This is a genomic window from Streptomyces sp. NPDC001108 (assembly GCF_053598535.1).
In genome coordinates this window covers 42,736-60,871 of sequence record NZ_JBSFKL010000013.1, presented here as the reverse complement: position 1 = coordinate 60,871, position 18,136 = coordinate 42,736, and the positions used below count along the sequence as shown (strand labels likewise).

Sequence of the window (18,136 nt, the reverse complement as noted above, 5' to 3'; positions counted from 1 at the left end):
TGCAAGCTTTCACGAGGGGGACGAGTTGCCTGAAACCGTCGACACGGCGCGGTCGGGCCCTCACTCCCAGCGGAAGAACCGCGCCGCCGCGCCCAGCCCCAGCACCGCCCACACCGCCAGCACGCCGAGGTCGCCCCAGGGCATCGACGCCCCGTGCTGGAGCACCTCGCGCAGCCCGTCCGAGAGGGCCGTGATCGGCAGCAGGTCGAGCACCGACCGCACCGCGTCCGGGAACTTGTCCAGCGGCACGATGACCCCGCCGCCCACCAGCAGCAGCAGGAAGACCAGATTGGCCGCGGCGAGCGTCGCCTCCGCCCGGAGCGTCCCGGCCATCAGCAGCCCCAGCCCGGAGAAGGCCGCCGTGCCCAGCACCAGCAGCAGGAGGACGGCGAGGGGGTTGCCCTGCGGCGACCAGCCCAGCGCGAACGCGATCACGGTGAGGAGCACCACCTGGAGCACCTCGGTGACCAGCACCGCGAGGGTCTTCGCCGTCATCAGCGCCCAGCGGGGCAGCGGCGAGGCGCCCAGCCGCTTCAGCACCCCGTACCGGCGCTCGAACCCGGTGGCGATGGCCTGGCCGGTGAAGGCCGTGGACATCACGGCGAGGGCGAGGATGCCGGGGGCCAGGAAGTCGACCGCCTCGCCCGCGCCGGTGTCCACGATGTCGACCGCGCTGAACAGCACCAGCAGCAGCGTCGGGATGACCACCGTCAGGAGCAGCTGCTCGCCGTTGCGCAGCAGCATCCGGGTCTCCAGCGCGGTCTGCGCCGTGATCATGCGGCCGAGCGGAGCGGCGCCCGGCCGCGGGGTGTACGTACCGGCGCTCATGCGCGCAGCTCCTTGCCGGTCAGTTCCAGGAAGACGTCCTCCAGGGTGTGCCGTTCCACGGAGATGCCCGAGGGCATCACCCCGTGCTGGGCGCACCAGGAGGTGACGGTGGCGAGCAGCTCCGGGCCGACGTCCCCGCTGATGCGGTACGTGCCCGGGACGAGCTCGGCGGTCTCGGTGCCGTCGGGCAGCGCCTTCTGGAGCGAGCCGAGGTCGAGGCCGGGGCGGCCGGTGAAGCGCAGGGTGTTCTCGGCGCCGCCGCGGCAGAGCGTCTCGGGGCTGCCCTGGGCGATGACCCGGCCCGCGTCGATGATCGCGACGTCGTCGGCCAGTTCCTCCGCCTCGTCCATGAAGTGCGTGGTGAGCACGGTGGACACCCCGTCGGCGCGCAGTTCGCGCACCAGCTCCCAGGTGGAGCGGCGGGCCTGGGGGTCGAGCCCGGCGGTCGGCTCGTCGAGGAAGACCAGCTCGGGGCGGCCGACGACGGCCATCGCCAGGGCGAGCCGCTGCTGCTGGCCGCCGGAGAGTCGCCGGTAGGTGGTGCGGCCGCAGCCGCCGAGGCCGAGGCGCTCGATCAGGGCGTCGACGTCCAGCGGGTGGGCGTGCAGTTTCGCAGTGTGGCGGAGCATCTCGTCGGCGCGCGCCCCGGAGTAGACGCCACCCGACTGGAGCATCACACCGATCCGGGGGCGCAGCCGCGCGGCGTCGGCGACCGGGTCGAGACCGAGGACCCGCACGGTCCCGGCGTCGGGGCGCCGGTAGCCCTCGCAGGTTTCGATGGTGGTGGTCTTGCCGGCGCCGTTGGGGCCGAGGACGGCGGTGACGGTGCCGGTGCGCACGCACAGGTCGAGGCCGTCCACCGCGGTCTTGGAGCCGTAGCGCTTCACCAGGCCGCGGAGCTCCACGACGGACTCGCTCTTCATGGCCGGTAAGTCTAAGCGCTGCCCCGCGGGCCCCCGAGGGTGAGCCGGGCCCCCGTCTCCCTCTCCCCGCAAGGCCTCCGGGCCCTGATTAGGTGACCCTAAGTGATGAATGGCACCATAGATCGTTTCGGACCGTGGTTGTCAGGCGCCGATGAATTACGCAACAATGGCGTTGTGAAATACGTCGGCGAGGCTCCGCGGGAGGAACCCGCGACCGGTGAGCGCCCCACGCGCAACCGGGTCGCGCGGTCGATCCTGGACCACGGCCCGTCCACCGTCGCCGAGCTGGCCGAGCGCCTCGGTCTCACCCAGGCCGCGGTCCGCCGCCATCTCGACGCGCTGGTCTCCGACCGCATCGTCGAACCCCGCGAGCAGCGGGTCTACGGGGCGCGGACCCGGGGCCGCCCGGCCAAGGTGTTCGCCCTCACCGACTGCGGCCGGGACGCGTTCGACCAGTCCTACGACGCTCTCGCGGCGGACGCCCTGCGCTGGATCGCCGAGACCTCCGGCGAGGAGGCGGTCGGCGCCTTCGCCCGCGCGAGGATCGCGGCCCAGGCCGGGGCGTACCGTGAGGCGGTCGAGGCGGCGAGCCCCGAGGAGCGCACCGAAGCCCTGGCCAGGGCGCTGTCCGCCGACGGGTACGCTGCTACGGCGCGTAGCGCGCCCGGTCCGCAACAGGGCGAGCAGCTGTGCCAGCACCACTGCCCGGTCGCCCACGTCGCCGAGCAGTACCCCCAGTTGTGCGAGGCGGAGACGGAGTTCTTCTCCAGCCTTCTCGGGACGCATGTGCAGCGTCTGGCCACCATCGCCCACGGCGACGGCGTGTGTACGACGTACATCCCGCGCAGCGGCCACCCCGCACCACAGACCACCCCATCAGCATCCGCAAGCAAGGCCGGGAGGAACCCCGCATGACGCTCCCCACGGAGACTGCCCACCCCGAACTCGAGGGCCTGGGTACGTACGAATTCGGCTGGGCCGACTCCGACGCGGCAGGCGCCGCCGCCAAGCGCGGGCTCTCCGAGGAGGTCGTCCGCGACATCTCGGCGAAGAAGAACGAGCCCGAGTGGATGCTGAAGCTGCGTCTCAAGGGCCTGAAGCTCTTCGACAAGAAGCCCATGCCGAACTGGGGCTCCGACCTCTCGGGCATCGACTTCGACAACATCAAGTACTTCGTGCGTTCCACGGAGAAGCAGGCGGAGTCCTGGGAGGACCTGCCCGAGGACATCAAGAACACCTACGACAAGCTCGGCATCCCGGAGGCGGAGAAGCAGCGCCTGGTCGCCGGTGTCGCCGCGCAGTACGAGTCGGAGGTCGTCTACCACCAGATCCGTGAGGACCTGGAGGAGCAGGGCGTCATCTTCCTCGACACCGACACGGCGCTGAAGGAGCACCCGGAGCTCTTCAAGGAGCACTTCGGCACCGTCATCCCGGTCGGCGACAACAAGTTCGCCTCGCTGAACACGGCCGTGTGGTCCGGCGGCTCGTTCATCTACGTGCCCAAGGGTGTCCACGTCGACATCCCGCTCCAGGCGTACTTCCGTATCAACACGGAGAACATGGGCCAGTTCGAGCGGACGCTGATCATCGTCGACGAGGACGCCTACGTCCACTACGTCGAGGGCTGCACCGCCCCGATCTACTCCTCCGACTCGCTGCACTCCGCGGTCGTCGAGATCATCGTGAAGAAGGGCGGCCGCTGCCGCTACACGACGATCCAGAACTGGTCGAACAACGTCTACAACCTGGTCACCAAGCGTGCCGTGGCCTACGAGGGCGCGACCATGGAGTGGGTCGACGGCAACATCGGCTCCAAGGTCACCATGAAGTACCCGGCCGTCTACCTGATGGGCGAGCACGCCAAGGGCGAGACCCTGTCGATCGCCTTCGCGGGCGAGGGCCAGCACCAGGACGCCGGCGCCAAGATGGTCCACATGGCGCCCAACACCTCCTCCAACATCGTCTCCAAGTCGGTGGCGCGGGGCGGCGGCCGCACCTCCTACCGCGGTCTGATCGAGATCGGCGAGGGCGCCCCGGGCGCCAAGTCCAACGTGCTCTGCGACGCGCTGCTGGTCGACACGATCTCGCGCTCCGACACCTACCCGTACGTCGACGTCCGCGAGGACGACGTCTCCATGGGCCACGAGGCGACCGTCTCCAAGGTCTCCGAGGACCAGCTCTTCTACCTGATGAGCCGCGGTCTGACGGAGTTCGAGGCGATGGCGATGATCGTGCGCGGCTTCGTCGAGCCGATCGCCAAGGAGCTGCCGATGGAGTACGCCCTCGAACTCAACCGGCTGATCGAGCTGCAGATGGAGGGTTCGGTCGGCTAGGACCTGCCCAGCAGGCCCCGCCCCGCACACGAACCCCCTACTTTTGACAGAGAAAGCGAGCACGACGACAGCCATGGCTGAGGCTCAGAATCTTCCGACGGGTTCCACCACCGCCGGTTCCATCGCGGTGGCCGCAGAATCCACCGTAGCCACGCGCATGAGCGCGCCGCCCTCCTTCGACGTGGCGGACTTCCCGGTCCCGCACGGCCGCGAGGAGGAGTGGCGGTTCACGCCGCTGGACCGGCTGCGCGGACTGCACGACGGCACGGCCACCGCGACCGACGGCGCCGTGAAGGTGGCGATCGAGGCCCCCGAGGGCGTCACCGTCGAGACCGTCGGCCGCGACGACGCCCGGCTCGGGAAGGCCGGCACGCCGGTCGACCGGGTCGCCGCCCAGGCGTACTCCTCCTTCGACCGGGCGTCCGTCGTCACGGTCCCCAAGGAGGCCGTGCTCACCGAGCCGATCCGGATCGCGGTGCACGGAGAGGGCGGCACCGCCTTCGGCCACCAGGTCGTCGAGCTCGGCGCCTTCGCCGAGGCCGTCGTGGTCATCGACCACACGGGCGACGCGGTGCTCGCCGCCAACGTCGACTACGTCCTCGGCGACGGCGCCAAGCTCACCGTGGTCTCCGTCCAGGACTGGGACGAGAACGCGGTCCACGTCGGCCAGCACAACGCGCTGGTCGGCCGGGACGCCTCGTTCAAGTCGATCGTCGTCACCTTCGGCGGCGACCTGGTCCGTCTCCACCCCCGGGTCGCCTACGCCGGCACCGGAGGCAGCGCCGAGCTCTTCGGCCTGTACTTCACCGACAAGGGCCAGCACCAGGAGCACCGCCTCCTGGTCGACCACAACACCCCGCACTGCTCGTCCAACGCCGCCTACAAGGGCGCGCTCCAGGGCGACGACGCGCACGCCGTGTGGATCGGTGACGTCCTCATCCGGGCCGCGGCCGAGGGCACCGACACCTACGAGATGAACCGCAACCTCGTCCTCACCGACGGCGCCCGGGTCGACTCCGTGCCGAACCTGGAGATCGAGACCGGCGAGATCGCCGGCGCCGGCCACGCCTCGGCGACCGGCCGCTTCGACGACGAGCAGCTGTTCTACCTGATGGCCCGCGGCATCCCCGCCGACGAGGCCCGCCGACTCGTGGTGCGCGGCTTCTTCGCCGAGCTCGTCCAGCAGATCGGCCTGCCGGACGTCGAGGCGCGGCTGCTCGACAAGATCGAGGCCGAGCTGAGGGCGTCCGTCTGATGGCCTTCGTCAAAGTCTGCGCGCTGAGCGAGCTGGAGGACGACACCCCGAAGCGGGTGGAGCTCGACGGCGTCCCGGTGTCCCTCGTCCGTACCGGGGGCGAGGTGTACGCGATCAACGACATCTGCTCGCACGCGAACGTCTCCCTGTCGGAGGGAGAGGTCGAGGACTGCATGATCGAGTGCTGGCTGCACGGCTCCAGCTTCGACCTCCGCACCGGCAAGCCGTCCGGCCTTCCCGCGACGCGCCCCGTCCCCGTATACCCCGTCAAGATCGAAGGGGACGATGTGCTCGTCTCCGTCACCCAGGAGCCCTGAGTCACCCATGGCAACGCTTGAAATCCGCGACCTGCACGTCTCCGTCGAGGCCGACAACGCCACGAAGGAGATCCTCAAGGGCGTCGACCTGACCGTGAAGCAGGGCGAGACCCACGCCATCATGGGCCCCAACGGGTCCGGCAAGTCGACCCTCGCGTACTCCCTCGCGGGACACCCCAAGTACACGGTCACCAGCGGTTCGGTGACCCTGGACGGCGAGGACGTCCTGGAGATGAGCGTCGACGAGCGCGCCCGCGCCGGCGTGTTCCTCGCGATGCAGTACCCGGTCGAGATCCCCGGTGTCTCGGTCTCCAACTTCCTCCGCACCTCCGCCACCGCCGTTCGCGGCGAGGCGCCCAAGCTGCGCACCTGGGTCAAGGAGGTCAAGGAGACGATGGGCCGGCTCCAGATGGACCCGGCGTTCGCCGAGCGCAACGTCAACGAGGGCTTCTCCGGCGGTGAGAAGAAGCGCCACGAGATCCTTCAGCTGGAGCTCCTCAAGCCGAAGATCGCGGTCCTCGACGAGACCGACTCCGGCCTGGACGTCGACGCCCTGCGCATCGTCTCCGAAGGAGTCAACCGGGTCCGCGAGACCGGCGAGGTCGGCACCCTGCTGATCACGCACTACACGCGGATCCTCCGTTACATCAAGCCCGACTTCGTGCACGTCTTCGCCAACGGCCGCATCGCCGAGTCCGGCGGCGCCGAGCTCGCCGACAAGCTGGAGAACGAGGGCTACGAGGCATACGTGAAGGGTGGCGCGTCCGCGTGACACAGCTGCCGGGCCTCCTCGACACCGAGGCGATCCGCAAGGACTTCCCCCTGCTGGATCGGACGGTCCACGACGGGAAGAAGGTCGTCTACCTGGACAGCGCGGCGACCTCGCAGAAGCCGCGCCAGGTGCTCGACGCCCTCAACCAGTACTACGAGCGGCACAACGCCAACGTGCACCGCGGTGTGTACACCATCGCCGAGGAGGCCACGGCGCTCTACGAGGGCGCCCGTGACAAGGTCGCGGCGTTCATCAACGCGCCCAGCCGCGACGAGGTGATCTTCACCAAGAACGCCTCCGAGTCGCTCAACCTCGTGGCCAACATGCTCGGCTGGGCCGACGAGCCCTACCGGGTGGACCACGACACCGAGATCGTCACCACCGAGATGGAGCACCACTCCAACATCGTGCCGTGGCAGCTGCTCTCGCAGCGCACCGGCGCGAAGCTGAAGTGGTTCGGCATCACCGACGACGGCCGCCTCGACCTGTCCAACATCGAGGAGATCATCACGGAGAAGACGAAGATCGTCTCCTTCACGCTGGTCTCCAACATCATGGGCACGATCAACCCGGTCGAGCAGATCGTCCGCCGGGCCCAGCAGGTCGGCGCCCTGGTCTGCATCGACGCCTCGCAGGCCGCGCCGCACATGGTGCTCGACGTGCAGGCGCTCCAGGCCGACTTCGTGGCCTTCACCGGCCACAAGATGGTCGGCCCGACCGGCATCGGCGTGCTCTGGGGCCGGCAGGAGCTCCTGGAGGACCTGCCGCCGTTCCTCGGCGGCGGCGAGATGATCGAGACCGTGTCGATGCACTCGTCGACGTACGCCCCCGCGCCGCACAAGTTCGAGGCCGGTACGCCCCCGATCGCCCAGGCCGTCGGCCTCGGCGCGGCCGTGGACTACCTCTCGGCGATCGGCATGGACAGGATCGCCCGGCACGAGCACGCGATCACCGAGTACGCGGTGAAGCGGCTGCTGGAGGTCCCGGATCTCAGGATCATCGGCCCGGCGACGGCCGAGGACCGGGGCGCCACGATCTCCTTCACGCTCGGTGACATCCACCCGCACGATGTCGGCCAGGTCCTCGACGAGCAGGGCATCGCCGTCCGGGTCGGACACCACTGCGCGCGGCCGGTCTGCCTCCGGTACGGAATTCCTGCGACGACGCGAGCGTCGTTCTATCTGTACTCCACGCCCGCCGAGGTCGACGCCCTGGTGGACGGTCTGGAGCACGTACGGAACTTTTTCGCATGATGGACGAGCGGCTGAGGGTTGACTGGTGAAGCTTGACTCCATGTACCAGGAAGTGATCCTGGACCACTACAAGCACCCCCACGGGCGCGGCCTGCGGGACGGCGACGCCGAGGTGCACCACGTCAATCCGACGTGCGGCGACGAGATCACGCTCCGGGTGAAGTACGACGGCGAGACCATCGCCGACGTGTCGTACGAGGGTCAGGGCTGCTCCATCAGCCAGGCCAGCGCCTCCGTCCTCAACGACCTGCTGGTCGGCAAGGAGCTGGGCCAGGCGCAGAAGATCCAGGAGACCTTCCTGGAGCTGATGCAGTCGAAGGGCCAGCTGGAGCCGGACGACGCGATGGAGGAGGTGCTGGAGGACGCGGTCGCGTTCGCCGGTGTCTCCAAGTACCCGGCCCGGGTGAAATGCGCGCTGCTGAGCTGGATGGCGTGGAAGGACGCGACGGCCAAAGCGCTGTCCGAAGGGAAGACGGCATGAGCGACAACACGGTGACGACCGACGAGACCCCGACGATCAAGCCGGCCTCCGAGGAGGAGGTCCGTGAGGCCCTGTACGACGTCGTCGACCCCGAGCTGGGCATCGACGTCGTCAACCTGGGCCTGATCTACGGCATCCACATCGACGACGCCAACATCGCCACCCTCGACATGACGCTGACGTCCGCGGCCTGCCCGCTGACCGACGTCATCGAGGACCAGGCGAAGTCGGCCACCGACGGCATCGTCAACGAGCTGCGGATCAACTGGGTCTGGATGCCGCCGTGGGGTCCGGACAAGATCACGGACGACGGCCGCGAGCAGCTGCGCGCGCTCGGCTTCAACGTCTGACCGGTGCGCGTCCGCACGCCGCGGTGGAACGGCCCCCGATCCGGGGGCCGTTCTTCGTTTCGGTGTCGCCCGCCGTACCCCTGGGGTGCGCCCGTCGTTGGCATGGTCAGCGGAACGTAACCGCGTCACCACGCCGACGAGAGGCATGCCGTGCTGCATCGTATTTCGCTCCCCGGCCGCGGAGCGGCCACCGCCGCGGGCGGAGTTCTCCTGCTGGCCGCCCTGGGGGTCGACGCCCCCGCGCAGGCCGCGAGTTACGGGACCCCGACGATCGGGCTCCCGGTCTCCCACCTCTCCGGTGCCGTCGGCGCGAGCGGTGACCCGGTGGTCACCGTCACCGTCGCCCAGAGCGGGGCCGACGCGAGCGAGCTCGGCGTCGCGGTGTCCGCCAGCTCCAGGCCGTCCGTCGCGCAGGCGGGCGACGTGACCGTGACGGGCACCGGCGCGACCCGGACCCTCGCGGTCGCCGCACGCGGCCGCGGCTACACCGACCTCACCATCAAGGTCACCGGACTCGGCGGCAAGACCGCCACCGAGACCCTCCACTACGCCGCGTCCGCCGCCGTGCGAAACGCCGCCGACACCCGCTATCTCACCGGCTCCGCCGACTCCTCGGCCGCCGTCGACGTCGGCGGCGGGTACATCGTCGTCGGCGACGACGAGTCCAACACGCTGCGCCTGTACGACCGTTCCGCCTCCGGCGGCCCGGTGCGCAGCTGGGACGTCGGCGCGCAGCTCGGGCTGTCGAAGGAGGTCGACATCGAGGCGGCCACCCGGGTCGGCGACACGATCTACTGGACCGGCTCGCTCGGCAACAACAAGGACGGCGTCTACAAGGCGCCCCGCAATACCGTCTTCACCACGAAGGTGACCGGTTCGGGTGCCGGCACCCAGTTGAAGGTCGGCGGCTCGTACAAGAAGCTCCGTGACGACCTGGTCGCCTGGGACAGGGCGAACGGCAACCGGCTCGGCTTCGCCGCGGGTACGGAGGACGGCCAGGCGCCCAAGCAGATCGACGGGTTCAACCTCGAGGGCCTGGAGTTCGCCCCGGGCTCAACGACCACCGCGTACCTCGGCTTCCGGGCACCGCTGGTGCCGCCGAAGACGGGCGGCAAGGCCCTGATCGTGCCCGTCACCAACTTCGACAAGGTGGCCGGCAGCGGGGCGAAGGCGGTCATGGGCGCGCCGGTCGAGCTGGACCTCGGCGGGCTCAGCATCCGGGACATCCGCAAGAACGCCGCCGACCAGTACCTCATCGTGGCGGGTTCCTGGGCGGCCGACGACAACTCCGCCCCGTACGCCCTCTACACCTGGGACGGCGTCCCGGCCCACGCCCCGGTCAAGCGGATCGACCTGCCGACCACGGACCCGGGCGGCTGGGAGGCTGTCGTGGACGTCCCCGACCTGACGGTGCCTGGAGCACGGGCGCAGCTGATCACGGACTCCGGCTCGGCCGATCTGTACGGGGACGGCACGGAGGCCAAGGACCTCGACCGGGCCGAGTGGAAGAAGTCGCGGGCCGTCTGGTTCACCGTCGGCCGCTGACGGACCGTACGCCCCGCACGCGAACGGCCGTGCCCGCCAGGCAGACTGGCGGGCACGGCCGTTCGCATGCGGGGCATTGTCATCGACGCCCATGACCCGCCCGATCCCGGCGGAAGTCCCTACCGCGGACCGTGGTACGTGGGCCCGTACGGGGTGTCGTACTGCGCCGGTACGCCGGCCGCCTCGGCGAGGGTCGGGCCCAGGTTCTCGGTGCGCATGCGCCGGTCCACGTAGATCAGTCCCGTCACCAGCGGCGGGAAGACCGCCGTGATGAACTGGCTGACCAGGCCGCCCAGGACCATGACCACCAGGTAGCCGCTCATGGCGAAGAGGATCGCGGTGGGGCTGGGGTCCTCGCCCAGGGCCGAACCGCCGATGACGCCGGAGAACATGCCCAGGAACGAGAACGGCATCTGGATGATGTAGCTCGTCACCATGGCCAGCAGGGCGCCCAGCAGGCTGATGCCGAGGACGCGCCACCAGTCGCCGTGCACCAGCCGGGACGAGCGGCGCATGGAGGCCACCGCGGACTGCCCCTCGAAGACCGCGACCGAGGGCGCCAGGGAGAACTTCACGAAGAGCCAGATCGCCAGCGGGCCGGTGGCGAAGGCGCCCACGAGACCGAGCACGACCCACGGAGTGGCACCGGTGTCGTGCGCCACCGCGACCGCTCCGACGACGAGGGCGAAGAACGCGACCATCACGAGCACCATCGGGATCATCGCGATCAGATAGGTGAGGAACACCGCCGCGATCACCGCCCGGACGCGGGACCAGGCCCGGCGCCAGACGGCGGAGAAGGTGGTCGGCCGGCCCAGCACCGCTTCCTGGAGCACCGCGGGAACGGCCGCGTACATCAAGGCCGTCGAGAGCACGCCGACGACCGCCGCGACCAGGAAGACGACGCCGAAACCGATCAGGACCGGAGTCAGGTCCGAGGAGCTCGGGTCCGCCTCGGAGTCGAGCGCGAGAAGGGTGCGCAGATGGTCGCCGACCGCGGAGTACGCGGTCACGACCGCGACGGCCATGACCACCAGCCCCCCGCCGTAGACGGCCGCGCCCATGCCGAACAACTGCTTCCAGTAGCGCCCCAGCGTGCTGAAGGCGCCGCCGAGTATGTCACCGAGTCTGAGCGGGACCAGCGGTATCACCCCTGGTTTCGGCGGTGGCGGCGCCCAGCCTCCCCACCCCGGGGGCCCCTGGGGTCCTCCGTACGGTGCTCCGCCCCACCCTGCGTCCTGCGCCACTGTCGCTCCGTCGTCTCTCGTCGTACTGGTGTGCTGTCGGTCGGGACACCGTAACGTTTCGGCCGCCCGTAAGCTCCCGCCTTCTCCGTGCGACAGCGATGCGTACACTCGTACACATGGGTTACGGACTGCTGGCCGCGGCCATAGCGGCGGAGGTGGCCGGCACGACGGCCATGAAGTACAGCGAGGGGTTCACCCGGCTCTGGCCCTCGCTGATCACCGTCGCGGGCTACCTCCTGGCCTTCGGGCTGCTCGCTCGGACGCTGAAGACGCTCTCGATGGGCACCGCCTACGCGATCTGGGCCGGGGTCGGCACCGCGGCCATCGCCGCCATCGGCATCCTCTTCATGGGCGAGTCCGGCAACGCGGTCAAGCTGGCCGGAATCGTGCTGATCATCGCCGGAGTGGTGGTGCTGAACCTGGGCGGGGCCCACTGATGGCCCGTCGCTACGACCCCGGCCGGCGCGACCGCATCATCGACGCCGCGATCCGGGTGGTCGGCGCCCGGGGCATCGCGGAGCTGAGCCACCGCTCCGTCGCCGCCGAGGCCGATGTGCCGCTCGGCTCGACGACGTATCACTTCGCCTCGCTGGACGAGCTGCTGACGGCCGCGCTGCGCCGGTCGAACGAGAACTTCGCCGGGGTCATGCGGGACAGCGGGGCCCTGGCCGACCCGGAGTCCGACCTGGCCGGTGAGCTGGCCCGGCTGCTGGGGCGGTACCTCTCCGGCGGGCACGGCAGGGCCGAACTGGAGTACGAGCTGTACCTCGCCGCGCTGCGCAGACCCGCGCTGCGGCCGGTCGCCGCCGAGTGGGCCGACGGCGCCGCCGCGCTGCTCGCCCGGCGGACCGACCCGGCCACGGCCCGCGCGCTGGTCGCGCTCATGGACGGGATCTGCCTCCAGGTACTGCTCACCGGCGGCACGTACGACGAGGCGTACGCGCGCGAGATGCTGGGGCGGATCACCGGCTGAGGTGCCCGCCCCGGACGGCCCCTGTGGGCGCTCGGTCCCCGGACGGCCCGATGGACCGGGCCGCCGCGAGCGCCGCCCGTACGCTCTCCTCGATGTCCGTCACCGGGTACAGCGCCTCGCGCACCGTCCGGTCGCGGTCCACCACCAGGGTCAGCCGCTTCAGCCTGCTGACGCCCCCGGCGCGGAAGGTCGGCAGCCGCAGGGCCGCCGTCAGCTCCAGCCCCGCGTCGGACAGCAGCGGGAACCGCAGCCCCTCCGCCCGGCTGAAGTCCCGCTGCTCGTCCGGGCGTTGGGTGGAGACGCCGTGCACCGTCGCACCCGCCGCGGTGAACTCGGCCAACTGGTCGCGGTACGTGCAGGATTCGAGGGTGCAGCCCCGCGCTCCGGGGATGGCGGCCCAGCCCGGCGGATAGGCGTCCTTGCGCGCGTAGGCGCCGGGGAAGAAGTACAGGACGGTGCTCGCGGTGCCGGCGACCGGGTCGCGCGGGGCGCCCTCGTGGTCCGGCAGGCGCAGCTCCGGCAGGCGCGTACCCACCAGGGCGTGCACCCGGGCCGCCTCCTTCGAGCTCTCCTCGGCGGTCGCCATCGTCTCCCCTTCCCCGAGCAGCCAGGTGTCGCCCCAGTCCTGGAGGGCGATCAGTACGGGCAGCAGGGCGCGGCCCCGCGGGGTGAGCCGGTACTCGTACCGGGGCGGGCGGTCCTGGTACGGCTCCCGGGCGAGCACCCCCGCGTCCACCAGCAGCCGCAGCCGCTCGGTCAGCACCTTGCGGGACACGCCCAGCTCCTCCTGGAGCGCGTCGAAGCGGTGCACCCCGCGCGCCGTGTCCCGCACGATCAGCAGGGTCCACCAGTCGCCCACCACGTCGAGCGCCTGGGCGATCGCGCAGTCGGCGTCGGCCAGGCTGGTGCGCTGGGGCATGGGTTCCTCCGTGGGTCCGCCGCGTCCGGCGACGTCCGCCTTCCACCGGACCGCATGATGCCATAGTGGGTTCCCTGAAGGAACTCTCCGAGGTGGCGCCCGGTGCGGGCGGCGCCACGACCATCGGGCGAGACCGGTTGGCTCCCGCGGCGTCCGGCCGGTTAGGTTTCGTGTCATGACCGACACGACTCCTGCTCGCACCACCGGCGCCGTCGCCGCCGGCCTCGCCACCATCGCCGGCGACGGCACCGTTCTCGACACCTGGTTCCCCGCCCCCGAGCTCATCGCCGAACCCGGCCCGGCCGGAACCGAACGGCTCTCCCCGGCCGAGGCCGTCACCCTGCTGGGCCAGGGCGCCGCCAAGGCCGTCGGTGTGGACGCCCGCCGCGGGGTCGAGGTCGTCGCCGTCCGTACGGTCATCGCCTCGCTCGACGACAAGCCGCTGGACGCGCACGACGCGTACCTGCGCCTGCACCTGCTCTCGCACCGCCTCGTCCGCCCGCACGGCCAGAACCTGGACGGCCTCTTCGGCCTCCTCGCCAACGTCGCCTGGACCTCGCTGGGCCCGGTCGCCGTGGACGACCTGGAGAAGGTCCGGCTGAACGCCCGCGCCGAGGGGCTGCACCTCCAGGTCACCTCGGTCGACAAGTTCCCCCGGATGACGGACTACGTGGCCCCGAAGGGCGTCCGCATCGCCGACGCCGACCGCGTCCGGCTCGGCGCCCACCTCGCCGCCGGTACGACCGTCATGCACGAGGGCTTCGTCAACTTCAACGCGGGCACCCTCGGCACCTCGATGGTCGAGGGCCGCATCTCCGCGGGCGTCGTCGTCGGCGACGGCTCCGACATCGGCGGCGGCGCCTCCACCATGGGCACCCTCTCCGGCGGCGGCAAGGAGCGCATCGTCATCGGCGAGCGCTGCCTGATCGGCGCCGAGGCCGGGGTCGGGATCGCGCTCGGCGACGAGTGCGTCGTCGAGGCCGGGCTCTACGTCACCGCCGGCACCCGGATCACGTTGCCCGACGGGCAGATCGTCAAGGCCCGGGAGCTCTCCGGCGCCTCGAACATCCTCTTCCGCCGCAACTCGGTCTCCGGCGCGGTCGAGGCCCGCCCGAACAACGCGGTCTGGGACGGTCTCAACGACGTCCTGCACAGTCACAACTGATCGAGCGCGCTGAGCAGTTCCGCGTACACCTCCCGCAGCCCGTCGGCCGCCCCGCGCCCGGCGGGCTGCAACGGTTCCCGGACCGGTCCGGCGTCGAGCAGCGCCTTCGCGGTGACCGCCCCGGGCAGCCCCGAGGCCATCATGGCCTCGCCCAGCGGGGCGGTCAGCAGATTGAGCCGGGCGGCCCCGACGGTGTCCCCGGCGTCGAAGGCGTCCAGGACCGCCCGCAGCGGACCGGGCACCACGTTGGCGACCGTGCTGACGAAGCCGGCCGCGCCCACCGCGTACAGCGGAAGGTTCAGCTCCTCGCAGCCCGAGTAGTACGCCAGCGAGGTCGCGCCGATCACCTTCGTGGAGCCCAGCAGGTCGTACGCGCAGTCCTTCACGGCCACGACGCGGGGGTGTCCGGCCAGCCGCAGCAGGGTCTCCGGCTCGATGCGGGTCCCGGTGCGGCCGGGGATGTCGTACAGCATCAGCGGGAGGCCGGTCGCGTCGGCGACGCGGCGGAAGTGCGCCTCGACGGCGGCCTGCGGCGGCCGACTGTAGTAGGGCGTCACCACCAGCAGGCCGTCCGCGCCCGCCCGTTCGGCCTGCCGGGCCAGCTCCACGGTGTGCCGGGTGTCCGCGCTGCCGACCCCGGCGACGAGCGGCACCCGGTCGCCGACCGCTTCCCGGACCGCCCGCAGCAGGGCGGTCTTCTCGGCGTCGGTCGTGGTCGGGGACTCGCCGGTGGTGCCGTTCAGCACCAGGCCGTCGCAGCCGTCCGCGACCAGCCGGGCGGCGTGCCGGGCGGCGGCGTCCGGGTCCAGCCCACCGGCGTCGGTGAAGGGCGTGATCATGGCGCAGAGCGCCCGGCCGAAAGGGGTGGCGGGGAAGGTCATCCCCGAAGTCTCGGCCGAGTGGACCGTGAAGGTCCACTTAGATCTGCTCCGGATGACCGGCAAGCAACGCTGAACGATGGATGCCGGTCCGCCGCGCTCTGGCATGATCGAACGTCTATACGGCGGACGGTCGACCGGGCGGGGGCGCGAGCATGCGGGGACGGACGGGTACAGAGCACAGAACGGTCCACCGGGGACGCGGCCCGCTGGCGGCCGCGCTCCTGGCCGGGGCGCTGGGGCTCACGCTCTCCGGCTGCTCGGGCTTCCTCGTACCGGCGGGCGAGGGCGAGCCGGGGCCGACGCCCACCGACCCGTACCGGGTCCACGCCGACAGGCTGCCCTCCCCGTTCCCCAGCGCCCCCGTCACGACTGCCGGACGCCCGCCCGCCGAACGGCCGACGACCCCCGCGCCCACGCCCACCGGCCCGGCCGACTGCCCGTCCTCCGGCGTCGTCGTCGACATGGGCGAGGTGGAGCCGGCGCTCGGCCACCGGGCCGTCGGGCTCACCCTCACCAACTGCGGCTCCAAGCCGTACCCGGTCCACGGCTACCCCTCCGTCCGGGCGCTGGACGAGGCGGGCGACCCGCTGCCGGTCAAGGTCAACCCCGGCTCCTCCTACATGGGCACCGACCGGGGCCCGCAGCAGGTCGTGCTGGAGCCGGGCCGCAAGATGTACGCGCTGCTGGCCTGGGTCTCCACCCCGACCGGGGGCGACCTCATCGAGGGCGACGCCCTGGAGATCGCCCCGGCCCCCGGCCTGGAGCCCCGCGTCTTCCCGCTCGAAGGCAGCGACGTACGCCTGCTCGACGAGCTGAACATGACGGCCTGGCGGACCACGCGCTGAGGCTCAGCGGCGCGCCATGTACAGGGCGAACGCCTTGTGGAGCACCTTGTTGACCGGGTAGTCCCACTCGCCGATGTACTCCGCCGCCCGGCCGCCCGTCCCGACCTTGAACCGCAGCAGGCCCAGCAGGTGGTTGCTCTCGTCCAGGGTGTCGGTGATGCCGCGCAGATCGTAGACGGCCGCGCCCCGCTCGTGCGCGTCGCTCATCATCCGCCACTGGACGGCGTTGCTCGGCTGGACCTCGCGCCGGTGGGCGGTCGAGGCGCCGTAGGAGTACCAGACATGGTCGCCGACGGTCAGCATCGTCGCCGCGGAGAGCGTCTCCCCCTCGTGCTCGGCGAGGTAGAGCCGCATCCGCCCGGGGTCCTCGGCCCGCAGCGAGGTCCACATGCGCTCGAAGTAGGCGAGCGGGCGGGGGATGAAGCGGTCGCGCTCCGCCGTCTCGCGGTACAGCCCGTAGAAGGCCGGAAGGTCCTCGAAGCCGCCCTCGACGACCTTGACGCCCGCCTTCTCCGCCTTCTTGACGTTCCGCCGCCACTGCTGGTTCAGGCCGCCGCGGACCTCCTCCAGGGTGCGCCCGGCGAACGGCACCTGGAAGACGTACCGGGGCTGCCCCGCGCTGAACCCGTCCTCGCTCTCCTCCTCGCCGCGCCGCCAGCCCAGCCGGGTCAGCTCCGCCGCGAGCCGGGCGGCCCTCGGGTCCTCCTCGTCCGCCGGCACGTCGCGCAGCCGCCCGGCCGCCGGGTCGGCGATGGCCTCCTTGACGGTGCGGGCGTCCCAACGCCGCGCCACCACCGGCGGCCCCATCCGCACCGCGAACGCGCCCCGCGTCTTCAGATGCGCCACCATCGGATCGAGCCACTCCCGGGGCTCCGCGCCGAACCAGTCGACGGCCGGGCCCTCCGGCAGATAGGCCAGGTACCGCTTCAGCCGGGGGATCGGCCGGTACAGCACGAGCCCCGCGCCGACGATCCGCTCCCGGCCCGCGCCGTCCCGGTCGACCCAGCCGATGCTCTCCGCACGCCAGTCGGGCTTCACGTCGCCCCACGACGGGACCTGCATATGGCTCACGGACGGGCGGCCCGCGACGAACGCCAGATGCTCCTCGCGGCTGATCGTCCTGAGAAGCGGTGCCATGCGGTACTCCGTTCGTCGTGCTCTCGGTGAACGCGGTGGGGCGGCCGGACGTGGTGTGTTGACCTCAACTCCGGTTGACGTACGAGGGTGGCCGGTGAGGGCGCACCACCCCGGTGCCCCGGTCAGGAGGATCCGCCATGAGCGTGCGTTTCACATCCCGTCCCGATCCTGCCCGCAACGACGTGGGCCTCGTCAAGATGAGCACCTGGGACACCGGCACGCCGGAGCGCATGCGGGCGACCGTCGAGGCGATCCGTGCGGCGTGGGGCGGCCGCGACTGGCCGCACCCCGGACTTCTTTCGTACACCGTCCACACCGGCGAGGACGGGCGGACACTCCTCCACTACAGCCAGTGGAGTGGCGAGGAGGCCTACCAGGACTTCTTCCGTGACGGCCGGGACGAGCGCAACGCGGAGATCGACGCCGCCGTACCGGGCATCCGCCGGCTCGGGCTGCACACCCTGGAGCTCTACCGCTCGCTGCTGCCGGGGGAGGACGACGCGCGGGAGCCGGGCTGCGTGGTGATCGTCGACGTCGCGTTCGAGGGCCCCGACCCGGCGCGCCAACGGGACTGGGTGGACACCGTGTTCGAGGCGCTGGCGACCGACGGATCACGGGCCCCCGGCGGCATCTCCGGCCACTTCCATGTGAGCACCGACGGGACGCGGGTGGTGAACTACGCCGAGTGGGAGAGCGCCCGCACCCACATGGACGCGCTGGCCGGGAAGGGCGTGGGGATCGGCTCGGACACCCCGCAGTGGGAGCGGGTGCGGTCCTACCCCGGGGTGACCGCCGGCGGCGGGGTCCACCGGTACACGCCCGCGCTCTCCCTCGCGCCGGGCACGGGCGGGTGAAACCCCGGGGGGCGGGACAGGGCCTGCGGGCCGAGGCGGAGCGCCCGCGGGCCGCGGG

20 protein-coding genes are annotated in these 18,136 nt (G+C 71.3%); 14 read left to right on the top strand and 6 right to left on the bottom strand.

Annotated features, from left to right (window positions below; genetic code table 11):
* Window positions 1–60 precede the first annotated feature (60 nt).
* Both ACWC97_RS25880 and ACWC97_RS25875 read right to left on the bottom strand, forming a co-directional pair.
* Window positions 61–828 (bottom strand): ABC transporter permease, encoded by a 768-nt coding sequence (locus ACWC97_RS25880; protein ID WP_352275046.1) that lies wholly within the window; start codon window positions 826–828, stop codon window positions 61–63.
* Window positions 825–1,751 (bottom strand): ABC transporter ATP-binding protein, encoded by a 927-nt coding sequence (locus ACWC97_RS25875; RefSeq protein ID WP_352275047.1) that lies wholly within the window; start codon window positions 1,749–1,751, stop codon window positions 825–827. The genes ACWC97_RS25880 and ACWC97_RS25875 overlap by 4 nt, the downstream gene beginning before the upstream one ends.
* Before the next feature lie 174 nt (window positions 1,752–1,925).
* Between ACWC97_RS25875 and ACWC97_RS25870 the strand changes: the two genes are divergently transcribed.
* The 9 genes from ACWC97_RS25870 to ACWC97_RS25830 all read left to right on the top strand — a co-directional run bounded on the left by ACWC97_RS25870 (window position 1,926) and on the right by ACWC97_RS25830 (window position 10,057).
* On the top strand, window positions 1,926–2,666 hold the full coding sequence (locus ACWC97_RS25870) for a helix-turn-helix transcriptional regulator (protein ID WP_352275048.1): 741 nt from the start codon (window positions 1,926–1,928) through the stop codon (window positions 2,664–2,666).
* On the top strand, window positions 2,663–4,084 hold the full coding sequence (gene sufB / locus ACWC97_RS25865; protein WP_352275049.1) for a Fe-S cluster assembly protein SufB: 1,422 nt from the start codon (window positions 2,663–2,665) through the stop codon (window positions 4,082–4,084). The genes ACWC97_RS25870 and sufB overlap by 4 nt, the downstream gene beginning before the upstream one ends.
* A gap of 73 nt (window positions 4,085–4,157) precedes the next feature.
* Window positions 4,158–5,339, top strand: a complete 1,182-nt coding sequence (gene sufD / locus ACWC97_RS25860; RefSeq protein WP_352275050.1) for a Fe-S cluster assembly protein SufD — start codon at window positions 4,158–4,160, stop codon at window positions 5,337–5,339.
* Entirely contained in the window at window positions 5,339–5,656 is a 318-nt protein-coding gene (locus ACWC97_RS25855; protein ID WP_352275051.1) for a bifunctional 3-phenylpropionate/cinnamic acid dioxygenase ferredoxin subunit, read from the top strand. Before sufD ends, ACWC97_RS25855 begins: the two co-directional genes overlap by 1 nt.
* A 7-nt stretch (window positions 5,657–5,663) precedes the next feature.
* A complete protein-coding gene (gene sufC, locus ACWC97_RS25850; RefSeq protein ID WP_352275052.1) occupies window positions 5,664–6,428 on the top strand; it encodes a Fe-S cluster assembly ATPase SufC in 765 nt (254 codons plus the stop codon).
* Window positions 6,425–7,681, top strand: coding sequence for a cysteine desulfurase (locus ACWC97_RS25845; RefSeq protein ID WP_352275053.1), 1,257 nt, complete (start codon window positions 6,425–6,427; stop codon window positions 7,679–7,681). Before sufC ends, ACWC97_RS25845 begins: the two co-directional genes overlap by 4 nt.
* Before the next feature lie 25 nt (window positions 7,682–7,706).
* Complete coding sequence (gene sufU / locus ACWC97_RS25840; protein WP_072483050.1) at window positions 7,707–8,162, top strand: Fe-S cluster assembly sulfur transfer protein SufU; 456 nt, start codon at window positions 7,707–7,709, stop codon at window positions 8,160–8,162.
* A complete protein-coding gene (locus tag ACWC97_RS25835; RefSeq protein WP_352275055.1) occupies window positions 8,159–8,512 on the top strand; it encodes a metal-sulfur cluster assembly factor in 354 nt (117 codons plus the stop codon). The genes sufU and ACWC97_RS25835 overlap by 4 nt, the downstream gene beginning before the upstream one ends.
* Window positions 8,513–8,662: 150 nt before the next feature.
* The gene (locus ACWC97_RS25830) at window positions 8,663–10,057 is read left to right on the top strand and encodes a hypothetical protein (protein ID WP_352275056.1); all 1,395 of its coding nucleotides are present in this window, start codon (window positions 8,663–8,665) and stop codon (window positions 10,055–10,057) included.
* Between the two features lie 119 nt (window positions 10,058–10,176).
* Here the strand turns inward: ACWC97_RS25830 and ACWC97_RS25825 are convergent, their stop codons facing one another.
* Window positions 10,177–11,208, bottom strand: coding sequence for a hypothetical protein (locus ACWC97_RS25825; RefSeq protein ID WP_450651841.1), 1,032 nt, complete (start codon window positions 11,206–11,208; stop codon window positions 10,177–10,179).
* Window positions 11,209–11,420: 212 nt separating this feature from the next.
* On the opposite strand from ACWC97_RS25825, the gene ACWC97_RS25820 reads away from it, so the two are divergent.
* Window positions 11,421–11,741, top strand: coding sequence for a DMT family transporter (locus ACWC97_RS25820; protein WP_352275058.1), 321 nt, complete (start codon window positions 11,421–11,423; stop codon window positions 11,739–11,741).
* Window positions 11,741–12,277 (top strand): TetR/AcrR family transcriptional regulator, encoded by a 537-nt coding sequence (locus tag ACWC97_RS25815; RefSeq protein WP_392281619.1) that lies wholly within the window; start codon window positions 11,741–11,743, stop codon window positions 12,275–12,277. The genes ACWC97_RS25820 and ACWC97_RS25815 overlap by 1 nt, the downstream gene beginning before the upstream one ends.
* Here the strand turns inward: ACWC97_RS25815 and ACWC97_RS25810 are convergent.
* Complete coding sequence (locus tag ACWC97_RS25810; protein ID WP_450651838.1) at window positions 12,267–13,196, bottom strand: winged helix-turn-helix transcriptional regulator; 930 nt, start codon at window positions 13,194–13,196, stop codon at window positions 12,267–12,269. The two genes, ACWC97_RS25815 and ACWC97_RS25810, sit on opposite strands and share 11 nt — an antisense overlap.
* A gap of 175 nt (window positions 13,197–13,371) precedes the next feature.
* On the opposite strand from ACWC97_RS25810, the gene dapD reads away from it, so the two are divergent.
* Entirely contained in the window at window positions 13,372–14,361 is a 990-nt protein-coding gene (gene dapD, locus ACWC97_RS25805; protein WP_352275061.1) for a 2,3,4,5-tetrahydropyridine-2,6-dicarboxylate N-succinyltransferase, read from the top strand.
* Here dapD and dapA read toward each other — a convergent pair.
* Entirely contained in the window at window positions 14,352–15,242 is an 891-nt protein-coding gene (dapA, locus tag ACWC97_RS25800; RefSeq protein ID WP_450651836.1) for a 4-hydroxy-tetrahydrodipicolinate synthase, read from the bottom strand. The genes dapD and dapA overlap by 10 nt on opposite strands.
* A gap of 152 nt (window positions 15,243–15,394) precedes the next feature.
* Between dapA and ACWC97_RS25795 the strand changes: the two genes are divergently transcribed.
* A complete protein-coding gene (locus tag ACWC97_RS25795) occupies window positions 15,395–16,087 on the top strand; it encodes a DUF4232 domain-containing protein (RefSeq protein WP_450651834.1) in 693 nt (230 codons plus the stop codon).
* A 3-nt stretch (window positions 16,088–16,090) separates the two neighbouring features.
* Here the strand turns inward: ACWC97_RS25795 and ACWC97_RS25790 are convergent, their stop codons facing one another.
* Complete coding sequence (locus ACWC97_RS25790) at window positions 16,091–17,224, bottom strand: lipid II:glycine glycyltransferase FemX (RefSeq protein ID WP_450651832.1); 1,134 nt, start codon at window positions 17,222–17,224, stop codon at window positions 16,091–16,093.
* A 137-nt stretch (window positions 17,225–17,361) separates the two neighbouring features.
* Here ACWC97_RS25790 and ACWC97_RS25785 point away from each other — a divergent pair, with 137 nt between their 5' ends.
* A complete protein-coding gene (locus ACWC97_RS25785) occupies window positions 17,362–18,078 on the top strand; it encodes an antibiotic biosynthesis monooxygenase (RefSeq protein WP_352275065.1) in 717 nt (238 codons plus the stop codon).
* Window positions 18,079–18,136: the final 58 nt, after the last annotated feature.